The following is a 19,528-nucleotide window of genomic DNA, read 5'->3' as shown; positions in this document are numbered from 1 at the left end:
ACTAGTGAAACAAATAAAAGGTAAAAAGCTTATGACAAGTCTATTAGCAGCAGCCCTTACAACAACGCTTCTCACAACACCTGTTTTCGCAAAGGAATTTACAGATATAGATCGCGGTGCGTCGCACTACGATTCCGTAACGGCACTATATGATGCTGGAATTGTATCTGGTTATACAGATGGAACCTTTGGTGTGAATGACAAGCTACAGAGAAGACATGGTGCTGCACTATTTGCAAAATCGCTTAGCTTGCCAGTACCAAGTGATGTATCTGCAGTATTAAAAGAATACTATGTAGACGTACCATCCAATGATCCATATGCAAGTATCATCGCAACCGTAACACCATCTATCTTTAAAGGTAGTAATGGAATCTTTGGAGCAACACAAGCTCTGACAAGAGAACAAATGGCAACAACGATTGTAAAAGCTATCGGGTTAACCGATAATGGAACAAATCCAGGCATTAATCTAAGTAACGTAAGTGCTTCTCACAAAGCGAATGTAAAAATTCTTGCGCAATATGGGATTACAAATCAGTTTAGCAACTTTAGCCCTGGCGACTCTGTAACACGCGGACAGTTCGCTACCTTTTTACAAAAGGCTTTAAATGCAAAAGTATCTCCTAGCATCGCATTAGAAGATGGCTTCTTCGCATTTAACAAGCTTGCAAAGGTAACACTACAAGTTAGCAACCCAGCCGATTACAAAGTATATGCAGAAGGCGATCCACTCGAATATAAAAACGGAGCATTTGTTGGAGTAGTAGAAACAACATCCTTGCAAGAAGTGAAAAATAGTTTGCTAGTTATTAAGAAATAAGAAGTAGAAGGACTAGCCGGGTAAGCTGGCTGGTCTTCTTTTTGTGTGACACCATTCGACAAGAACAAGAAAAATGGACTAATTACTGGAAATACATTGTTTAAAAAGATTGAGTCATAAGAATGAAACGCTGACATATATTGTATAGGCGTTGTAAGAAAACTATACTAACTATGGTAAATATTACTTAGGTACAATTTTACGTGTATGTCTTGTTATCAAAGGAATAATCTAGTATTATTTATTCATAGCCTAGTTGGCTAAGAAATTCATACATAGTAATCCAGCACTTAATTCTATTATTCTAATTTTTCCAATTTTATAATGAAAAAGTTGGAAAAGTAGTTGACAAATATTGTCGCAATTAACTATACTATGATATGAACCAAATAACCACTAGGGGAAGTGCTATTTTCCAAGGCTACTCATAAACTAGTTTGCTGAGGGATAGTGTAATAAATTTATAGTTTTAAAACTAAGGGAGGAATTTTTTAATGTCTAAGAAACTACGCAAGATTTCAGTTTCAACTTTAGCAGCGACTGCAGCAGTAGCTTCCGTTGCACCAGCAGTATCTGCAGACACAGTGGATTTCACTGATCTTAAACCAGGAGATTCTCACTACGAAGCGGTTCAAGCATTAGTAGCTGACGGAATCATCCAAGGTTATACTGATGGAACATTCAAACCAAACCTAGAGCTTACTCGCCCACAAGCAGCAGTATTGCTTGTTAAAGCACAAGGTCTAGAACCACTAACAGGTGATGAGCTTAAAGCTAACCTATTTAGTGATGTAGATGCTGACTACGTGTATGCTGGATACATAGCAGCAGCTAAAAAAGCTGGATTCTTCAAAGGTAACGCAGACAATGAGTTCGGTGTTACTAAAAATCTATCTCGTGAGCAAATGGCTTCTGTACTAGTAAACACACTAGGACTTGAAGTAACTAACGAAGCTGACATCAACCTTAGCAATGTTAGTGCAACTCACAAAAACAGCGTACAAGCATTAGCGGATAACGGAATCACTAACCAACTTTCTGATTTCCGTCCTGGTGAAGATGTAACTCGTGGACAATTCGCTACTTTCTTAAAAGGATCACTTGATGCAGTATCACCTGCTGTAGTATCAAGTGTGAAAGCTTTAAATGAAAAAACTTTAGAAGTTACAGGAACTGGCTTAAAATCACTTAAAGCTGAAGATGTAACTCTTTCTGGGAATGTTGTTGCATCTATCGATGCTAACGCAGCTGGAACAAGCGCAACAGTAACATTCCAAAATGGTTTCCCACAAGATACAGAACAAACTGTTAAGATTGGCGACAAAGAATTCAAATTTACTTATTCTTTCTCAGTAGATAGCGTTTCTCTTGATGAGAAAACTTTCGATGATGATACAGTAGGTCAAGTATTATCATTCAAAGTAAATGGTCTACAAGCTGACACTGAATACCTTCGCCAAGCTGGCTATACTGTAAACTATGTAGCTGTTGATAACACAGGTACAGCTGCGACTGATTTCTTTAAAGGAACTAATCCTTCTACTTCATCTACTGGTTTACTAAACGATGAAATTACAGTTGGAAATTACACAGTAGAAATTCAGGTATTAAAAGATGGAAAAGTAGTAGTTTCTGATGAAAAAACTATTTCAATTTCTGATTTAGAATCAACTACAACTGCGGTAGATTCTGTTGAATTAACAACTGGTGCTGGTGTTGTATTAAATAGTACAACTCTTGTAACTGGTGAAACTGCAGATGTTACTGAAGTAATTGGTGATGCTGCTGGAAAGAATGATGTTGAACTACCAACCGGATCTGTGGTGTTAAGTTCTTCAAATCCATCAGTAGTATCTGTTAACAACCAAACACTAACAGCTAACGTTGCTGGAACAGCAAAAGTAACTGTTAAAGTTGGTAATGCAACTAAAGAAATTTCTGTAACTGTTGCAAGCGATGCTCGTACTGTTGCAAAAGTAACTCCAAGCGAATCTACTGTAAAAGTAGTAGATACTCAAACTCGTACTATTGACGTAGATGCTGTTGACCAATATGGAGATCCAATCCAATTGCAAGCTGCTGATATTACTGAAGATCTTCCTGAAAATGCTTCTTCACAAGACCTTGTTATTGCTGGTGATTTAATTACAACTTTAACTGGTTCTACTTCTACTGGCTACACTATTCAAGGTGATCAAGTAGGAAATGGAACTATCTTGTTTAAAGATGCAAATGATAAAGTAGTAGGTCAAGTTGCTGTGCAAGTAACTGACGTGAACAATGTTGGTTCAACAAAAGTAGAGCATACAATTGCTTCATCTTCTGTAGATTATTCATTAGCAGTTGGTGACATTGAAAGCTACCAAGTATCTAAATTCAACACAAATGGTTTCTACAATGGAGCAGAGACTCTAACTACTACTGCACCTGCTGCAACTGGAACATTACTAGTTGAGGCTGCTGATAATACTGTAGCTTCAGTGACTCTTGCGGCATCTGGTACTTCAGTAGATGTTGAAGGTCTTAAAGCTGGTAAAACTGATATCGTTATTAAAGATTCAACTGGATTAGTAAAACACAAATTTACTGTAACTGTATCTGCTTCACAAGTTGCATTAACTAAAGTTAACTTCAAGTCAACAGCTACTGTTGATTATGTAGGTAAAACAGTAAGTGTATCTGATATCTTAGATGTTCGTACTGATGGAGCAAATGATCCAATTGTTTACGGTGTTGAGCATAACGCTAACACAATCGACAAAGTACGCCTAGAAGATACTGCACCAGCTCTGCCATTGCTATACATTGACTCTAATGCTGATGGAGCATATGTTGCAGCTGATGATATCCTATTAGGTGCTGTTACGGCTGAAGTATTAACTGGAGCAACTGGTACTAATCTACAAGCATTAGGTGGTACTAACATTGATTTAATTCCTGGTTCATACACTACTGCAGCTAACGATAAAGGTACAATCTTATTCAGAGTTCTAGTAGATGGTAGCGATGCTAACACTACTTATGAAACAAACGAAGCTGTTGCAACTACAACTCTTAACGTTAACGTTAAGTAATTAATACTTTTAAAAAAATCCGTAGAGATTAATCTCTACGGATTTTTATTTTGTTTATTAGCTCTATAATATGGGCTCTATAATATTTGTTGGGGTTCAGGTGAAATTCTGAAAAATAAAACACACGCAACCAATACATTCTTATATACTTGAATTGTCGAGAAACAAGAAAAAGAATGGGTTGCGTGTAAATGAATTTTACCATGAATATGCTAGGATTTATCGTAGAAATGGAGCGTAAACCGCATGTATGTCCGTGTTGTGGAGAGGAAACAGAACGAATAAATTATTACCGACATCAAAAAATAAAACATCTAAAATGCTTTGAGTGAATGTCTCAAATATGGTACAAACGTCGTCGTTATGTCTGTATTTCATGTGGAAAACGGTTTTCGGAGTAAAATAACATAGTGGATCGTTATCAACGCTTTTCCGTGGAATGGAATCAACCTGTATCCATCCGTTCCATCAATGAGAAAACCTTCAAAAAGGAAGGAGAAACTTACGGCACTTCCGCATTAACTGTAGTCAGACGGTTTGATCAACTAGCTGAGACCCAAAATAAATAGGTAGACTTCCTTCCTGCCGTTATTGCGATGGACGAATAGCAGGGAAGTATCAATGAATCATTCGAATGGAATCACAAAGCAGCCCCTAGATTTCCTCCCTAACCCTAAATAAGAAAACAATCAAACACTATCTTGCACAACATGGTCATCAGGTAGAAATCGTAATCATGGATATGAGTCCGGCCTTTAAGCTAGCTGTACAAGTGCGCTGGGAAAACCAATTATTATTGCGGGTCGATTTCATTTTTGTCGCTATATTTATTGCGGATTGGATCGTGTGAGAATACGAGTCCAACAAACCTTCCATGATTGTGATCGTATGAAGTGTAAACGAATGAAGCACGTCTTTCATGAAGCGAAAGGTGAATTAAAAAAAGAGAGTTATGGTATTTAAGAAAGAAACTTAAGTATGTCAGATGAGCTGAAGCTAGCGTATGAATGAAAGGAAGCATATCGTGCATGGGCTGAGGAAGCAAAAACCATTGGTAAAACCATATCTCTGAAGGGAAAGAGGGAATGCAAGTCTTTTACCAAAAGGGGTAATGGATACAGCTATTCCTGAAATGGCTACAGCTATTATGACCTTTCAATACTGGCAAGTGGAATTCCTTCATAGCTTCCTCTATGACTACTCAAATGGTTTTTTAGCATTCTGCCTAACCTTAAAATACGAACGGGCAGGTTAGTGTAAGTAGAAAAGATATAATTTGTTTGAAGATATTGAATTTAGAAATAGCAGTAACCTTGGCCCGAAAGATAAAGTCCTAGATTACTGCTGTTTGTTGAACTAACGTCCTTCGTTAGGAGAGCTTTTTATGGAACTCCTCATTCAATAACATTATTTCTGCTTTTTGGCTGACGGCATGGTTTCCAAGCTTTACATCAATTATAAAATCATTGTTCAGCATCTGACGGTACCATGAAATAATATCCCTGTCAGGCCAATCCCTCATTATCCTTGTTTCAGGTGGAATTACAGTAATTCCTGCAATCTCTACCAGATGAATGTTTTGTTTAATATCTGCTGCTATCTTACTTAGAGTGCCTTCACTTCTTGCAGTCTCTACATCCACTATTCCGTCATCCGTATAGAAATGCTTGTTTACGATAGCCAACGCAGTATGTGAAACATGGAATGCGTAAATATCCTTCTGTATTTCATAATGCAAATCCACCGATTCAAATATCTTTGCAAGTTCCCTCACTCTTCCTGTCTTCAGTCCATTTATTTCACCCAAAATGGTTCCTTGATGTTTTTCGGAACCGAATTGAGCGTATAGAACATCTTCTTAGATGTCCCCACCTGCACCTGGGAACCCTGGGAGTAACCGATCGCCCACGATTTCAAGCCAGGTGTCATAACCAATGGTGTTAATCAAGGTGACAATGGTTTTACTTTGATTATCTTTGAGCGCAGTCAAGGCAGACTCTGCCTGATCATATCGTACAGGAACAAAGATAAAATCATAAATGTCATCGTTATCAAGCTTTTCTATCGTCTTAACTGCTATTTGTTTTATCGTTCCATTATCGTTATATCTCAGTCCGTTCCTTCTAAGTTCATCCAGCCTTTTTCCTCGTGCCAGTATGGTGACGTCCAGTCCGTACTGTGCAAATCGGACCGCGTACACACTTCCAATCACACCAGCGCCAAATATCAAAAGTCTATTTTGTTTGGTGCCCATTGTGATCCTTCCTTTCAACAAATTAGTCGTAGGTTGCTTAAGCAACACCTGTCAGATAAAATAATAATACTGTATTCTGATGATATCAATCGGCAGATTAAGTGGTACGTTGCATAAACAACACATTGTGATAGTTGATGTTTAAGAAAGGGGTATGGGTATGGTAAATCAGGAAGATCCAAGGGTTTTACGTACACGACAGTTAATAAGAGAGGCATTCAGTGATTTGTTGCAGAAGAAAGGGTTTGATGCAATAACCATAAAAGATATCGCACTGAGAGCTACAATTAACCGTGCGACCTTTTATGCACATTTTGAAGATAAATATGCTTTACTTGAAGAATTCACAGAACATGCTTTTCACGAGATGATTCCTGAACAAGTGGTGAATGCGCTGGAGTTTACAGGTGAAATATGTGACCGGTTGATCTTGCTGACATACAACTACATTGTAGATTTTTATCGGATATGCAGAATGGATTCCAAATCTATAGCTACGCTTGTGAATGAAAAGATAAAGAAATTGTTGCAGCAAACAATAGAAAGCATAATTTTGAAAGGGGATACCCACCATTTGTCAGACAGCCATCATATCAAGATCATTTCGGCCATGACTAGTTCAGCGATTTATGGTGCTGCACATTCTTGGTTAATGGTTGGGGAAAATGATCGAACTGATTTACTAATAGACATTGTTCATCCCTATGTAATGAACGGTCTTGGGCTGTAACACAATTGAAGAATAGTTAATCTACCAGTCGTTGTAATTTTGTTTAAATGTTCACTTAGACCATACTTTATTTTTCTTAGTCTACAACTTTATTATCCTAATCTAATTTATCATTCTGACACATCTATAGAATGGGCTTATACATTTATAAGGTCTAAAATTAAATGAGATTGTTATTATTCTACAATGGAATATAATATTGTGAATGTTTCCACTTAAACTAAGAGATGCTTTAGTTCACAAGCCATTACAAAGTACCCAACATATAGCTTTTAAAAAGGTAAGGTGCCAAGTGACGATTATAGATAGTAATTATAGTAGGAGAAGAATACTTTTGTGGAGGGATTGTTTTTCATTGAAAGACCGACGAAAGTAACAGAGTGAAATACATTAGTATAAGCTATTCAAGTAACGAGCTGCTTACATTTTACTTAATGTGTTGTTCAGCGTAGCATTATGCAACCATTTAATTGCGTATGCTTGACATGTAACCTTTTGGTTGCATATAATGAATGCATGAATTGGGACAAAGACGCTATTTTCAAAGCACTAAGTGACTCTACTCGGCGGCTCATATTAGACGAGCTATCCGAACGCAATGGGCTAACGCTGTATGAACTTACAGCACGTTTAGTTATGAAGCACAATCTTTCTATTTCACGCCAAGCGATCGCAAAACATCTTACTATATTGGAAGCTGCTGAGCTCGTAAAATCGAAAAGAAAGGGGAAATATAGAATACTTATTTTCGACAATGAACCACTTAGAAATTTGCTGGAAGGCTGGGTAGAGTAACTTATAAAAAGCAGTATGTAAGGGCTTCTGGATTGAAGCATCGATCAAATTTTAAGGGAGGAAAACAAATTGAAGATTATTGTTACCAGTATATTTGTAGAAGACCAAGACAAAGCATTAGAATTCTATTCCGAAACGCTAGGGTTTGTAAAAAAGCATGATGTTCCAACAGGAGAACATAGATGGATAACCGTTGTATCTCGAGATGAACAAAACGGAACAGAGCTATTACTCGAACCGAATGAACACCCAGCCGCAAAAGATTATCAAAAGAGGTTATTTGACGATGGCATTCCAGTAACAATGTTTGGGGTTTCCGATATCCACAAAGAGCATAAACGATTAGTTGAAAAAGGCGTGCAGTTTACTATGGCTCCGACAGAAATGGGCGGAGTTACACTAGCAGTATTTGATGATACATGCGGCAACCTGATACAGATCATACAGCAATAATTGATTGCAAAGTAGACATAGAATGGATGATCACTAGGGGAGTGAGAGTTACCCCGGATGATTCTCATGGCAATTTAACAGAATAAACATAAAATCTAATGTTTATTCGGGAAGTTAGGTGAGATAACAATGGATAGTCAAATAGAATTAGAATTTAAAAAATCTAAGTCAGGCGATAAAGATGAGCGATATGAAGCATATCAAAATATCTTAAAAGTAACGGACCAAAAAGTGGATTGGGCGTATGACGTATGGGATCAGCTGTTAGAGGACTTAACTCATAAGGATAATCATCAACGCTCTCGTGCGGCACAATACTTAGCTAACCTAGCCATAAGCGATTCGGAAATGAGAATTATGAAGGATTTCCCTAAACTGTGGGAGGTAACATATGACGAAAAGTTTGTGACTGCTAGGCATAGTCTCCAATCGATATGGAAGGTTGGAATTGCTGGAACACTCCAAAAAGAAATGGTTATGGAGTATATGGTTGAACGCTTTAAAAAAGGAACAGATGAAAAAAATTACACGTTGATTCGGAATGACATTCTTCAAAACATGAAAAATTTATATAACTATTTTAATGAGGAGTCTATCAAACAAACGGCTTTAGATTTGATTGCTACCGTGGAGGACGAAAAGTACCAAAAAAAGTATAGGAATATATTTAAGTAGTACCTCTATTTCAATGCTATTTCATCGGGAGGAAAAGAACACGATGAGACATTCGAAGTGTGTTATTCGAGAAGTGGAAGGAAATTAAGGCTAAGAGAAAAACTTATGAACGTCATAATATAATTGTAGAAGTAGTTCTTCCTACTATAGATTAATAATCCTTTCCCTTTTACAGCTCTACTTAAATGAAAGTTAGGCCCTGAAATCACCAATCACAAAGGTGCTTCAGGCCCTGTTTTAGGTGTGAGTGTATCGGAAAAATTGTGGACGGTAAACACCTCTATTGATCCAGATTTTATCTTGGAAACTATCTAGAAATTCACTCGCATCACTATTAAATTTCCACTTTACCCCAAATTTGTCGACTAGCAATCCAAAACTTGCGTACCATGGCGTAGAGGAAATTGGCATAATCACAGTACCACCCTCCGAAAAGTTTTTCGAACCATTGTTTATTCCATATAGGGTGAAACATCAGAGATCATCAAAATATTCCCTGAAAACTCAATACGAGATTCCATAATCATGGCTTGTTCTTCTCCCGTTAATGGAGCATTTGGATCTTGCAAATCTCACCATTTTACACTTGTTGCTTGTAATGCCTTTTCATAAAATCGCGTGCAAAGGGGAGATTACATGTTAAGGAATTTTTTGACAGGAATCAGGATTAAGGATATAATTTTTAGAAAATTTCATAATAAATAGCGTTGATGAGAAGAGTAGTTAAGAAGTGGATATTTACAGAGAGCTCCTGTTTGCTGAAAAGGAGTAGTGTTCCTCTTAATGAATAAAGCCTCGGAGCTTCTTACCAATCTAATGAAAGTTAGGGATAGTAAGACGGGTTCTTCCGATAGAAAGATAGGGTATGAATGTACCTGAAGAGGTTGATATGGTGACATATCTACAAACTGAGGTGGTACCACGAAGTTATAACTCTCGTCCTCAAGAAGTATTTCTTGGAGGTGAGAGTTTTTTATTGCATTATCATTGCATTTTTAATATTAAAATTCTGAGAGGAGAAATCAAATGAATCCTTTGTTGTTAGATGTTCCTTTCCAATTAGAAACAGACAGACTAATTCTTCGAGCACCACTTCAGTCAGGAGAAGGGAAAATTGTAAACGAAGCAGTTAGAGACTCTTTTGATGAATTAAAAGCGTGGTTGCCATTTGCTCAAGAACTTCCTACTGTTGAAGAAACAGAGATAAATTTAAGAAATGCTCACATCCATTTTTTAAAGAGAGAAAGTTTTCGTTTTCTTATCTTTGATAAAGATAGCAATGACTTTATTGGAACAACTAGCCTTCAGGGGATTGACTGGAACATTCCTAAATGTGAAATTGGGTACTGGATACGTACAAAATTTAGCGGTAATGGATATATGACAGAAGCGGTAGAGAAATTAGCAAACTTTGGGTTAAATAATATCAAATTTAGAAGAATTGAAATAAGGTGTGAATCGACAAATCTTAAAAGTCGTGCTATCCCAGAAAAACTTGGGTTTGTATTTGAAGGCACTTTAAGAAATGATGATTTGTCCGCAGACGGTAGCAGGCTGACTGACACTTGTTTTTATTCCATGATAAAGTAGTATTGTGATTTAGCTTTGGCAACCTCAGCCTTCTTATCATGGAACTCACGGCATTACTTATCGGGAGATGATATTTCTTCGCTAGTTTTCTCTACGACAGTCACGACTAGCCGACGTACTGCCTATATAAGGTATGTCAAAGGTTTACTAGATTCAATATGAGTTATATTTCTCCCCTATTAAAGCGCTTGAATAGAAAGCGGTTTAATAGGGGAGAGGTGCTATGTTAGTATGTGTGTAAGGATAGTTTGGAAGAATAAAGATTAATTAATTTCTTGGAGGTGAAGTAATGAAAGCAGGATGGGAACGGTCCAATGAATTAATAATACCTACCATGGAAATCGTTCGAAATATACTAAAACCTTTTTTGAAAGAAAAGGTTGTCCTTCACATTCAACCATTAAGTGGAGGATTAAATAATTCAAATATAAAAATTACGACCGATACTAATGAAAGTTTCGTTCTTCGAATTTATAGTAAGAACAGCAAAAGCATTGAAATAGAAAGAAAAATATTAAATCTCGTAAAGGACAAGGTGCCAGTGCCACAAGTACTATACATCGATTCCTCCTGCTCTGTTTTGAAGCATCCATTTTTAATATTAAGTTGGGTTAATGGAACACAGCTTTCTGAAGTTATGAGTGAGAAGAGTCCAAAAAATACATCCAGTATAGGCAATGCAGTAGGTAAGGCTTTATCCCAAATTCATAAAGTGAAGTTTGCTGAACCTGGTTTTTTTGATGAGGAGTTGAAAATAACACAAAATGTAAAATTAAATGCAGACACATTTTTAATGTACATAGAGGAAAGTCTTCTGCTTGGGTATGGCAATAAACATATAGGGATGGAACTTTGCAACGAAGTTTTGAGGTTTTCCAAGGAGAAATCACATCTTATTAACAATCTGGAAGAACAAAATTCCTTAGTTCACAGTGATTTTAATCCATTGAATATTTTGGTTGAAGACCGAGATAGAACTATAAACATATCTGGAATATTGGATTGGGAGTATGCCTTTAGTGGCTGCCCTTTAATGGATATTGCAAATTTCCTAAGATACGAGAAGGTAAGCTCTCCAGAACTTTTAAATGAATTTATAGTAAGTTACAAAGGTAATGGAGGGATCTTACCAGATAAATGGTTACAGAAAGCTAAACTGTTAGATCTTATTTCATTGTGTGGCTTATTGAATAGGAAAATAATCGGTGAGGTAAGAGTAAAAGATATAAAGAGACTTATTTTAAACACAATAGACGAATGGGAAAGTTATGAAACTATAGAAAAGGTTCTTGTATGATTTTAGTATGAAAATTACTAGCTATTCAATTAAACAAATGATGCAGTTAATTGAACAATCATAAATAGATTTGGGGAAGTTCATATGCTTAAGTTAGTATGTTTTGGGGACAGTATTACGGCTAGAAAAGAGGGATTAGATACGCCTATGTTAACAACAAAGTTAGCTGAGCAATTAGACAATTTTGAAGTTATAAATGCAGGTGTATCAGGAAATAACACTGTTGACGCTATATCTAGAATTGAGAATGATGTAATGAAACATAAGCCTGACTTAGTAACAGTGTGGTTTGGTGCTAATGATGCAGCTTTTCATAAAATGGTAGATTTAAATACATATAAAAGTAACATGTACAAAATCACTCAAATGATTAAACCTGAAAGAACCATTTTAATATCACCAGCGCCAGTTGATGAAAATGTCCAATTTGCTAGAAGCAATGATGTCTTATTCGACTATGCTTCTGCAGTAAAACAAGTGGCAGTTGATACTGGGAGCCATTTCGTTGATTGTTTTTCAGAAATGATAGCCTGTGATGACTATCCTCACATACTTAAAGGGACACGAAACGATGGACTTCATTTTGGAGACAAGGGTTATGATTTTCTTGTTCACCTGTTAGTTGAGAAGATTAGGGAAGCTAGTTATTTAGCTGAGCTAAATAGAAGGAGTGTAGATTAACTGTCCGAGAAAAGAATCGTACGCAACCTTACACAGTTAATCTACACTCTCGTGTTTTACTTAATTAGGTTTCTTTTATTAGATATTTTCTTTATAATTAGACGGAATGTTTATCTTCGGTTTTGTATTATTTACATTGTCATTGAGCTTAATTTCATTTGTCTTTAAGGATTCCACAATGTTACCATCAACATCGTATTCTTCCATTTGTAATAAGATGCCTGTTTCTGAGTGAACCCATAGTTTAAATGTTTCTGCATTGTGTTTAGTTTTAAAATAATCACTTAACGTTCCCTCAATAAGAACAGCATTTAGGTCATTAATTTTTTCATTTTTCGATACTATTTTCCATTTATCATAATCTTCTAAAAAAGAAGCAGCAATGTCTTGTGGAAATAGTGATGTGGTTGCTAGTCCACCCATATATGTTGGGTCGGCACGTCTTTCGAAGACCTTTTCTCCTTTTTCATTTGTGTACGTATTATCTTTTGGATCAACATTCGAGATTCGTTTCGTTTCTTTTTCTACTATGTCGGATGCTCTAGACTTTATAACATCTTTATTCTTATGACTTACACGAATAACCGATTTTTTAGATTGGTCATATAAAGTTTCAAAGGACGTATTACTTGTTTTTGATTTAACTTTTATAGATGAGAATGCTCCATCCTTTGTTTTGACTTTATAATCAACCACAAACTCCTCGCCTATCCCCTTACTCATGTAAGTGAAACTTCCTTTAACCTTTTTATAATTATCTGTAGCATTGTACATCATAAGTTGTATATTTTCTTTGGGATCAAGAGTCTCGTTCACAGATGAAGCGGATACTTTACTTGGCGATAAATGATTTACTGCTGAGTTATTCCCAGAGAAACTTTTAATTCCTATAAAGGAAATAGTGAGTAGTAAAACTACAGAAAATGCATATATAACATACTTTTTCATCCATTCTCACTCCTTCTAAAATTTATTAATTATAAAAATCTACTTCCGCACCATCAGCACCGGTTGGATAACCTTCAATATTATATACTTCAAAATAATAAGCATCTGAATTATAAGCCCGTGTACTACCTATTTTATTCCAACCAGGATAGGCGGTGTGCTGATTAATACTACCGACATCATCCAACCATCTAATCTCTCCAACCTTTCCAGTTGTTACAAAATAATTCGCTACAGGATTCGTAAAATCAGGGTGTCTTAAATAAGCATAGTATTGCCTTTTTGCACTTGATTTAGAGTTGAAATACCATAAGTATTCTCCTCCACTATAATTTATTCTATGATCACCACGATAATCGTTGGAATAATTATCGTAATTCCATGTACCGGTGCGACCGTTCCTACTACTATTAATTGCACCATCGTCATTATCAAGAACTTGGTAAGGATAAGGACTGGCTGCGTTTACAGGATCAATGGTTGTTGGAAAAAACATAAATATTGGGACAAAAAGTATGATACTAGCTAATGAAATTTTGAAAATAGTATTCATTTTAACCACTCCTATTCAATTTAGAATAAATTCAGTTATTTGTTCAGGCCATATTGATCTTCTTATCACCATCCCTCTTATGATTTTTGTTTATATCCAAATAATACCATGAATAATATAGTTGAAAGAAAAAAATTACTAAATTGGTACTGACTTCCTACTAGTATTTATTATCCTCGTTACACTGCATAGTAGTAATGGACCTAAGGATTCGAATTTTTGGTTATTGGTCAAACTGAACCCAACGGATTTTAGGATGATGTGTAGAAATAGATCATCAGAGGGATGCACAAAAATGAAACAGAGGATATCTATGAGAGCCTTCCTTCTTTATTACTCAGAGCTACTCTACCAAAATCAGAAGAGGAATATAGGGAGTTAACAGCTAGCATTTTTCAACAAAAAACAGGAGTAACCGTAAAACAAATCCATCATACTTCGCACATGTTACATTGGGACAATCCAGAGGTTGTTATCAGAGAAATAAGAGAAAGATGGTAGTAAGCTTCTTCAACTAGAGCGTTGGTTTGTTGTGCAGACTTACCATTCTGTTCACTACATAGAATGCATTAGATACGATCACGCTTTCCGGGTGATCGTGTTGTTGTATCTACTAGGAACAAATTACTTCTGAAAGGTGGGAAAGACAACCAGTAATTATCTTTTGGTATGACTTTGTATGAAGATTTAAGAAATTGTGGTGGGATCACTTAAACTAACGGGACTCTGACGAAAATTAAGTTTTACTTACTCAATATTTTCAAGTAAAGGGATAACGGTATTTTCGAAGGAGTCTACAATTTCTCAGAATTAAATTTTCCTAATTAGGAAATTTCCCTTGAAGGAAAATTCGAAAAGAGGTATACTGTTTTCAGAAAGTAGTGAATGAAGGAGGTCTCTAAATATGAATGCGGCAACTTTTAGTGCTCTGGCTGAACCCAATCGAGTGAACATTCTCGAATTGCTAAGAGATATCGGAGAGTTAACAGTTGGGGAAATTGCGCAAAGGCTAGAACTCAGGATGCCACAATCTTCTAAGCATCTGCATGTTCTAGCTAAAGCAGGTCTTGTCAACGTGAAGGCTGATGCAAATCGACGAATTTACTCCATTCGTCAAGAACCGTTTGAAGAAATGGATCAATGGTTTGAATCTTTCATCAGAGATAAAGAAGAACAATTTAATCGATTTGAAGAACTTCTTATGAAGAAACAGACTAATGAAAACCGCAACGAATGAATGTGATTAAAAATCACCTCATGGTTAATGTTCATGTATTAATTCTATGTTCAAAAAAGGAGCGAATACAATGTCAAAGACTAAAATTGTAGCTGAAAAAGGGGCGCAAAATGTTGTGATTTCCCGCGAATTTAATTCACCTCGAGAACTGGTATTCAATACTTATACAGATCCAACAACTGTTCCAGAGTGGTGGGGACCTAAACGATATAAGACAACAGTGGATAGGATGGACGTAAAAAAAGGAGGAATCTGGCGATTTATTCATCGTGATGTGGAAGGGAACGAATATGCATTCAATGGCGTTTATCATGAAGTCAATTCACCTGAAAGGATCATCAATACCTTTGAAGTTGAAGGATATCCTGAGTTTATCGGGCTTGTCACAATCAACTTAGAAAAAATGCCTGGTGGCAAGACGAAGTTCATTGAAAATACGGTATATCAATCAGTAGAAGGCCGGGATGGCATGATAAAAGCTGGAATGTCTGAAGGAGCAATTGAGCTTTTGGATCGGCTTGAAGAATTGCTAGATAGTATCCAGAACGTTTGATTTAAAACATATTTTTAAGGAGGACTTACGATGATAAAAACTTATCAAAAATTTGTTCCGCATTTATGGTTTGACAAGGAAGCTCATGAAGCAGCAGAGTTCTATGCTTCCATTTTCCCTGAATCAAGAATTACGAATGTTACAACACTCAAGGAAACGCCATCGGGCGACTCTGATTTAATTTCTTTTGAGTTGTGGGGACAGGAGTTCATGGCAATCAACGCAGGGCCCTCTTTTAAATTTAATCCGTCGGTTTCTTTCATGGTTCAATTTGATCCATTACGAGAAAAAGATGCGAGTAAAAGGTTAGATAAAGTTTGGAACAAATTATCAGAAGGTGGAACAGTGTTAGCGCCACTTGATAAGAACCCATTTAGTGAGAAGTATGGTTGGATTCAAGATAAGTATGGTTTATCATGGCAGTTAATGCTTACCAGTCCTGAAGATGGAGAACGACCTAAGATAATGCCGTCGTTAATGTTTGCCGGTGATCAACTCGGTAAAGCGGAAGAAGCGATTCTTTTTTATATGTCCGTATTTAAGAACTCCAAGCAGGGTCTGATTGCGCGCTACCCTCAAGGCATGGAGCTTGAAAAAGAAGGAACAATCATGTTTTCTGATTTCATGCTTGAAAATCAGTGGTTTGCCGCTATGGATGGTGCAAGAGATCATAAATTCAATTTCATTGAGGCTATTTCTTTTATGGTAAAATGCGAAACACAAGCTGAGATTGATTACTACTGGGATAAGTTGTCCGCGGTTCCTGAATCCGAACAATGCGGCTGGCTAAAAGACATGTATGGAGTATCCTGGCAGATCGTACCGAAAGAAAAGGACGAGATGATGAGCAACAATAGTACACAGGAGCAAATTTCACGTGTTACTCAGGCAACTCTTAATATGAAGAAACTTGATCTTAAGGAGTTACAGAAAGCATACAAGGGATAATAAAATTACAGACCGCTATTGGTTGCGGGGGAGTTCTAAGTTTATAGAGGAAGAACTATAAAGAGTTAAAGAAAAAAGTGACTTAGGCAAAGAAAATATATTAATAAACAATGTCTATATAATTAAGATTTGTCCTTCTTCAAAAAAGTCTGCGTTAATTCAATAACCATTTAAAATATAAAGAACTAAATTATCCAATGTAAAGAAATCTTAAACGAAGGACAACAAGGTTGTCTCCTGTAAGGGTTGTCTGGTAACTTCATTTTACACGAAGGATCATGGGCTTTTTATGTTTATTTTCAGGTGTCGCACTGCATATTACAATTCGTCATTTGGAAATGTATTCGATAGTGGAGATTCTGCTGAAATAGCAATTGATACCTTTGGAACAATAATTGTAATTCTACTTTCAATTTTGGTTTCTCTAATTTTACTATTTAATAGATACAATTAAAAACAAGTTTTAACTCTTCATTCCAGGAACGGGTGCATTTTTGCTTAAATGCACCCGTTCAACCATTCTCTATCAGTAAACTTGTAAATGATTTTAAAGGTATAAAAGCCTATAAAACAACCAATTAAGTTAAGTATTATCTTGTCGATGTCAAACACCCCTAAATTGGTTGGTGCTGAGTTAACTCAATAGAAAAACTTAGAATTATTGATGCCAGAATAATTTGAGGGAGTCGTTTGAAATTCTTGAAAGTAAGGGGAACTAAAAATCCAAGTGGCATAAATACTATGACATTTCCAACTGTATTGTAAAACCAGATATCGAAATTATAATGATGAAATTTTAAAAAGTAAGTTGAAATAGTCTTCAGAGGAATGATATTTCCTCCACTGTAATTAAACTGAAGCCTTGGAGAAAAGGTAGCAAAGCTCCAAAAACTGATTAAGAATCGTATAAAAACGTAGAAATAAAAGCGATATTAGTGATTACCTTTTTGTTATATGACAATCTCATTTCCCCTCCCACTTCACAACTTTTTAACATTATATGAATCAGGGAAGGTTCTTATGAACGAGCACCTGCATAGAACTGAAAATATAGATACCAAACATTGTGAATATATTATTTATACTAATTTTCCAACTCTAAAGACAAACCGTTTTGTTTGAGAGAAATTAGATTGGATGATTTAGGAGATAGGTTGAATATGGTTAAAATGATAAAGTTTTGAAAATGTTTCTTGGAATACCTATATAACTATAGAGGATACTAAAGGCTTCCTAAATCATATTTTGCAACAACAATACGATAATAATAGCGAAGTATTCTGGGGAATAGAATATTAAGATAACAGAAAGCATATAAACGGATAGCAATAAATGAAAAGGTTATTAAGTCTTGTGTGCAGAGTTTAAATTCCATACTGTGCTTTATTTATTTTAAAAAACTGTAACTTTTTCTAAAGCTCTTACGAACTATAAGTGAATACATAGTGAGGGGGGAAACATTTGAAAGATTTTGATAACCTCGAATCCAATATCATTGCTATCTACAATAACCATTATGCCAATGTTTATAGGTTTTTAATTTGTTTTTCAGGAAATCAGAATGATGCAGAGGATTTAACCCAAGAAGTATTTATCCGCGTACTAAAAAATCTATCAAACTTTAATGACGGAAATAATCTAAAAACATGGATTTTCTCCATAGCAAAACACGTAGCAGTTGACCATTATAGAAAGAAAAGATTCACATCTATTTTTAAAGACAGTTTTTTTAATCAGCTAAAATCAATTGAACTGAACCCTGAAGAATTGATGGAACAAAGTGAAATGAAAAAGGTTGTGCATGAAGCGATTTCTAAATTAAAACCTAATCATAGAATTATTGTCATACTACGAGGTATAAATGAATTTTCAATTAAAGAAACATCTGAAATCTTGAAATGTAGTGAATCCAAGGTGAAAGTAGATTACCACCGAGCTTTAAAAGAATTGAGAAGAAAATTAAATATTTTTGAAGGGGAGGTAATAAGAAATGTCAAATGACAAAGATTTGTTTGATCTGATTAAGGATACCTATCCTCAACATCCTAGCCATGATTTTATTTCTTCAACTGAATATAAACTTAAGCAAAAGGCAAGAAGTATGAAAAGAAGAAGAATGGTTAAAAAATTAACTCTATTCTCGGGTGGGTTTTTCTTATGTACTGTCGCTGTGTCATGGTTATTCATTTTTGGTGGTAAAGAGCTAGTTACTGAGGTTCTTAATGCACTAGGGGAAGAATCATTATCTACATCGTTTGATAACAAAGAACCACTTATATATATATATCATTCTCACAACACTGAATCATTTTTGCCAGAACTCAATGTAGAAAATCCCAGTAAAGCACAACACGATAAAAAAAATATTACACTGGTAGGACAAAGGCTGAAACAGGCGTTAAAAGACAAAAATATCAAATCTATTCACAACACCACAGATGTAAATAAATTATTAGATGAAAGAGGATGGTCATTTTATAGATCATATGAAATATCAAGAGAAAAATTAAAAGATGACTTAGATAAAAACAAGAGTATTAAAATGGTGCTTGATATACACAGAGATGTAACTAAAAAGGATGTTACAACCATAAAGTTGGAAGGAGTAAGTTATGCAAAGGTTTTGTTTGTAGTATCAGGGTCTACAAGCAACTTCGAAGAAAACAAGGATTTCGCGACTAAACTTCATAATAAGCTACAAGAAAAATACCCAGGTATTTCAAGGGGAGTCATTGAAAAGCAAGGGAAATCACAAAGTACCTACAATCAAGACCTTTTAGATAACTCGGTGATATTGATTATTGGTGGAGTGGAAAATACATTAAAAGAAGAAAATAGAACAGCAGATGTATTAGCAGAAATAATAAAAGAGGTTCTTGATTCTAACGGGAATAGTTAATTTAATGAGAAATCCATA

The 19,528-nt window shown here is 35.7% G+C and carries 22 protein-coding genes, 2 pseudogenes and 1 other annotated feature; of the genes and pseudogenes, 19 read left to right on the top strand and 5 right to left on the bottom strand.

The features are described from left to right. Window positions 1–4: 4 nt before the first annotated feature. From FN924_RS16275 to FN924_RS16255, 6 genes are all read left to right on the top strand, one after another. Window positions 5–823, top strand: a complete 819-nt coding sequence (locus tag FN924_RS16275) for an S-layer homology domain-containing protein (RefSeq protein WP_143896281.1) — start codon at window positions 5–7, stop codon at window positions 821–823. Window positions 824–1,317: 494 nt separating this feature from the next. After that, on the top strand, window positions 1,318–3,897 hold the full coding sequence (locus FN924_RS16270; RefSeq protein WP_143896279.1) for an S-layer homology domain-containing protein: 2,580 nt from the start codon (window positions 1,318–1,320) through the stop codon (window positions 3,895–3,897). A 191-nt stretch (window positions 3,898–4,088) separates the two neighbouring features. After that, window positions 4,089–4,229 carry a transposase family protein gene (locus FN924_RS19920; protein WP_143896278.1) on the top strand — a complete coding sequence of 47 codons (141 nt, stop codon included), beginning with the start codon at window positions 4,089–4,091 and terminating at the stop codon, window positions 4,227–4,229. A gap of 78 nt (window positions 4,230–4,307) precedes the next feature. Then, the gene (locus tag FN924_RS18995; protein ID WP_158634051.1) at window positions 4,308–4,466 is read left to right on the top strand and encodes a hypothetical protein; all 159 of its coding nucleotides are present in this window, start codon (window positions 4,308–4,310) and stop codon (window positions 4,464–4,466) included. 208 nt (window positions 4,467–4,674) lie between these two features. Continuing rightward, complete coding sequence (locus tag FN924_RS19915) at window positions 4,675–4,860, top strand: transposase (protein WP_143897262.1); 186 nt, start codon at window positions 4,675–4,677, stop codon at window positions 4,858–4,860. Window positions 4,861–5,008: 148 nt separating this feature from the next. Next, window positions 5,009–5,152 (top strand): transposase, encoded by a 144-nt coding sequence (locus FN924_RS16255; protein WP_143896276.1) that lies wholly within the window; start codon window positions 5,009–5,011, stop codon window positions 5,150–5,152. A gap of 114 nt (window positions 5,153–5,266) precedes the next feature. Here FN924_RS16255 and FN924_RS19460 read toward each other — a convergent pair whose 3' ends face one another. Together FN924_RS19460 and FN924_RS19455 are read right to left on the bottom strand one after the other, a co-directional pair. Then, window positions 5,267–5,704 carry a hypothetical protein gene (locus FN924_RS19460; protein WP_228409491.1) on the bottom strand — a complete coding sequence of 146 codons (438 nt, stop codon included), beginning with the start codon at window positions 5,702–5,704 and terminating at the stop codon, window positions 5,267–5,269. Between the two features lie 51 nt (window positions 5,705–5,755). Then, the gene (locus FN924_RS19455) at window positions 5,756–6,151 is read right to left on the bottom strand and encodes a ketopantoate reductase family protein (RefSeq protein ID WP_228409490.1); all 396 of its coding nucleotides are present in this window, start codon (window positions 6,149–6,151) and stop codon (window positions 5,756–5,758) included. 160 nt (window positions 6,152–6,311) lie between these two features. On the opposite strand from FN924_RS19455, the gene FN924_RS16245 reads away from it, so the two are divergent. From FN924_RS16245 to FN924_RS16210, 7 genes are all read left to right on the top strand, one after another. Next, entirely contained in the window at window positions 6,312–6,881 is a 570-nt protein-coding gene (locus tag FN924_RS16245) for a TetR/AcrR family transcriptional regulator (protein ID WP_143896273.1), read from the top strand. A gap of 516 nt (window positions 6,882–7,397) precedes the next feature. Further along, on the top strand, window positions 7,398–7,676 hold the full coding sequence (locus FN924_RS16240) for an ArsR/SmtB family transcription factor (RefSeq protein WP_143896271.1): 279 nt from the start codon (window positions 7,398–7,400) through the stop codon (window positions 7,674–7,676). Between the two features lie 69 nt (window positions 7,677–7,745). After that, window positions 7,746–8,129 (top strand): VOC family protein, encoded by a 384-nt coding sequence (locus tag FN924_RS16235; protein WP_143896270.1) that lies wholly within the window; start codon window positions 7,746–7,748, stop codon window positions 8,127–8,129. Window positions 8,130–8,258: 129 nt separating this feature from the next. Continuing rightward, window positions 8,259–8,804 (top strand): hypothetical protein, encoded by a 546-nt coding sequence (locus FN924_RS16230; RefSeq protein ID WP_143896268.1) that lies wholly within the window; start codon window positions 8,259–8,261, stop codon window positions 8,802–8,804. A gap of 698 nt (window positions 8,805–9,502) precedes the next feature. Beyond that, window positions 9,503–9,751 (top strand) — a binding site (T-box leader). 79 nt (window positions 9,752–9,830) lie between these two features. Beyond that, entirely contained in the window at window positions 9,831–10,394 is a 564-nt protein-coding gene (locus tag FN924_RS16220) for a GNAT family N-acetyltransferase (protein ID WP_143896266.1), read from the top strand. A gap of 289 nt (window positions 10,395–10,683) precedes the next feature. Then, window positions 10,684–11,691 (top strand): phosphotransferase family protein, encoded by a 1,008-nt coding sequence (locus FN924_RS16215; RefSeq protein ID WP_143896264.1) that lies wholly within the window; start codon window positions 10,684–10,686, stop codon window positions 11,689–11,691. Window positions 11,692–11,775: 84 nt separating this feature from the next. Continuing rightward, window positions 11,776–12,372 (top strand): SGNH/GDSL hydrolase family protein, encoded by a 597-nt coding sequence (locus FN924_RS16210; RefSeq protein WP_143896262.1) that lies wholly within the window; start codon window positions 11,776–11,778, stop codon window positions 12,370–12,372. A gap of 78 nt (window positions 12,373–12,450) precedes the next feature. Here FN924_RS16210 and FN924_RS16205 read toward each other — a convergent pair whose 3' ends face one another. Together FN924_RS16205 and FN924_RS16200 are read right to left on the bottom strand one after the other, a co-directional pair. After that, the gene (locus FN924_RS16205) at window positions 12,451–13,320 is read right to left on the bottom strand and encodes a hypothetical protein (protein ID WP_143896260.1); all 870 of its coding nucleotides are present in this window, start codon (window positions 13,318–13,320) and stop codon (window positions 12,451–12,453) included. A 25-nt stretch (window positions 13,321–13,345) separates the two neighbouring features. Further along, on the bottom strand, window positions 13,346–13,873 hold the full coding sequence (locus tag FN924_RS16200) for a hypothetical protein (protein WP_143896258.1): 528 nt from the start codon (window positions 13,871–13,873) through the stop codon (window positions 13,346–13,348). Window positions 13,874–14,146: 273 nt separating this feature from the next. Here FN924_RS16200 and FN924_RS16195 point away from each other — a divergent pair. From FN924_RS16195 to FN924_RS16180, 4 genes and pseudogenes are all read left to right on the top strand, one after another. Then, window positions 14,147–14,374: pseudogene (locus tag FN924_RS16195) on the top strand (alpha/beta hydrolase); the annotation flags it as partial. 403 nt (window positions 14,375–14,777) lie between these two features. After that, on the top strand, window positions 14,778–15,110 hold the full coding sequence (locus FN924_RS16190; RefSeq protein WP_143896254.1) for an ArsR/SmtB family transcription factor: 333 nt from the start codon (window positions 14,778–14,780) through the stop codon (window positions 15,108–15,110). 70 nt (window positions 15,111–15,180) lie between these two features. After that, window positions 15,181–15,663: an SRPBCC domain-containing protein gene (locus FN924_RS16185; protein WP_143896252.1), complete on the top strand. Its 483-nt coding sequence runs from the start codon at window positions 15,181–15,183 to the stop codon at window positions 15,661–15,663. A 30-nt stretch (window positions 15,664–15,693) separates the two neighbouring features. Continuing rightward, window positions 15,694–16,611, top strand: coding sequence for a VOC family protein (locus FN924_RS16180; protein WP_143896250.1), 918 nt, complete (start codon window positions 15,694–15,696; stop codon window positions 16,609–16,611). Between the two features lie 614 nt (window positions 16,612–17,225). On the opposite strand, the pseudogene FN924_RS19910 reads toward FN924_RS16180, so the two are convergent. Further along, a pseudogene (locus FN924_RS19910) lies at window positions 17,226–17,525 on the bottom strand (VanZ family protein); the annotation flags it as partial. A gap of 547 nt (window positions 17,526–18,072) precedes the next feature. Between FN924_RS19910 and FN924_RS16170 the strand changes: the two are divergent. Then, complete coding sequence (locus FN924_RS16170; RefSeq protein ID WP_143896248.1) at window positions 18,073–18,612, top strand: RNA polymerase sigma factor; 540 nt, start codon at window positions 18,073–18,075, stop codon at window positions 18,610–18,612. After that, complete coding sequence (spoIIP, locus tag FN924_RS16165) at window positions 18,602–19,510, top strand: stage II sporulation protein P (protein WP_143896246.1); 909 nt, start codon at window positions 18,602–18,604, stop codon at window positions 19,508–19,510. Before FN924_RS16170 ends, spoIIP begins: the two co-directional genes overlap by 11 nt. The last annotated feature ends 18 nt before the right edge of the window (window positions 19,511–19,528 follow it).

The organism is Radiobacillus deserti, from assembly GCF_007301515.1.
GTDB classification, from domain to species: domain Bacteria; phylum Bacillota; class Bacilli; order Bacillales; family Amphibacillaceae; genus Radiobacillus; species Radiobacillus deserti.
The sequence above is the reverse complement of the archived record's forward strand: the minus strand, read 5'-3'. Positions and strand labels throughout refer to the sequence as shown.

Excerpts from the sequence above, each read along its gene's own strand:
- FN924_RS16200 (WP_143896258.1), bottom strand. The coding sequence starts at position 13,873 with ATGAATACTATTTTCAAAATTTCATTAGCTAGTATCATACTTTTTGTC.
- FN924_RS16205 (WP_143896260.1), bottom strand. The coding sequence starts at position 13,320 with ATGAAAAAGTATGTTATATATGCATTTTCTGTAGTTTTACTACTCACT.
- FN924_RS16180 (WP_143896250.1), top strand. The coding sequence starts at position 15,694 with ATGATAAAAACTTATCAAAAATTTGTTCCGCATTTATGGTTTGACAAG.
- FN924_RS16185 (WP_143896252.1), top strand. The coding sequence starts at position 15,181 with ATGTCAAAGACTAAAATTGTAGCTGAAAAAGGGGCGCAAAATGTTGTG.
- FN924_RS16255 (WP_143896276.1), top strand. The coding sequence starts at position 5,009 with ATGGATACAGCTATTCCTGAAATGGCTACAGCTATTATGACCTTTCAA.
- FN924_RS16210 (WP_143896262.1), top strand. The coding sequence starts at position 11,776 with ATGCTTAAGTTAGTATGTTTTGGGGACAGTATTACGGCTAGAAAAGAG.
- FN924_RS16270 (WP_143896279.1), top strand. The coding sequence starts at position 1,318 with ATGTCTAAGAAACTACGCAAGATTTCAGTTTCAACTTTAGCAGCGACT.
- FN924_RS16240 (WP_143896271.1), top strand. The coding sequence starts at position 7,398 with ATGAATTGGGACAAAGACGCTATTTTCAAAGCACTAAGTGACTCTACT.
- FN924_RS16190 (WP_143896254.1), top strand. The coding sequence starts at position 14,778 with ATGAATGCGGCAACTTTTAGTGCTCTGGCTGAACCCAATCGAGTGAAC.
- FN924_RS16245 (WP_143896273.1), top strand. The coding sequence starts at position 6,312 with ATGGTAAATCAGGAAGATCCAAGGGTTTTACGTACACGACAGTTAATA.
- spoIIP (WP_143896246.1), top strand. The coding sequence starts at position 18,602 with ATGTCAAATGACAAAGATTTGTTTGATCTGATTAAGGATACCTATCCT.
- FN924_RS16215 (WP_143896264.1), top strand. The coding sequence starts at position 10,684 with ATGAAAGCAGGATGGGAACGGTCCAATGAATTAATAATACCTACCATG.
- FN924_RS19920 (WP_143896278.1), top strand. The coding sequence starts at position 4,089 with ATGAATTTTACCATGAATATGCTAGGATTTATCGTAGAAATGGAGCGT.
- FN924_RS16220 (WP_143896266.1), top strand. The coding sequence starts at position 9,831 with ATGAATCCTTTGTTGTTAGATGTTCCTTTCCAATTAGAAACAGACAGA.
- FN924_RS16230 (WP_143896268.1), top strand. The coding sequence starts at position 8,259 with ATGGATAGTCAAATAGAATTAGAATTTAAAAAATCTAAGTCAGGCGAT.
- FN924_RS19455 (WP_228409490.1), bottom strand. The coding sequence starts at position 6,151 with ATGGGCACCAAACAAAATAGACTTTTGATATTTGGCGCTGGTGTGATT.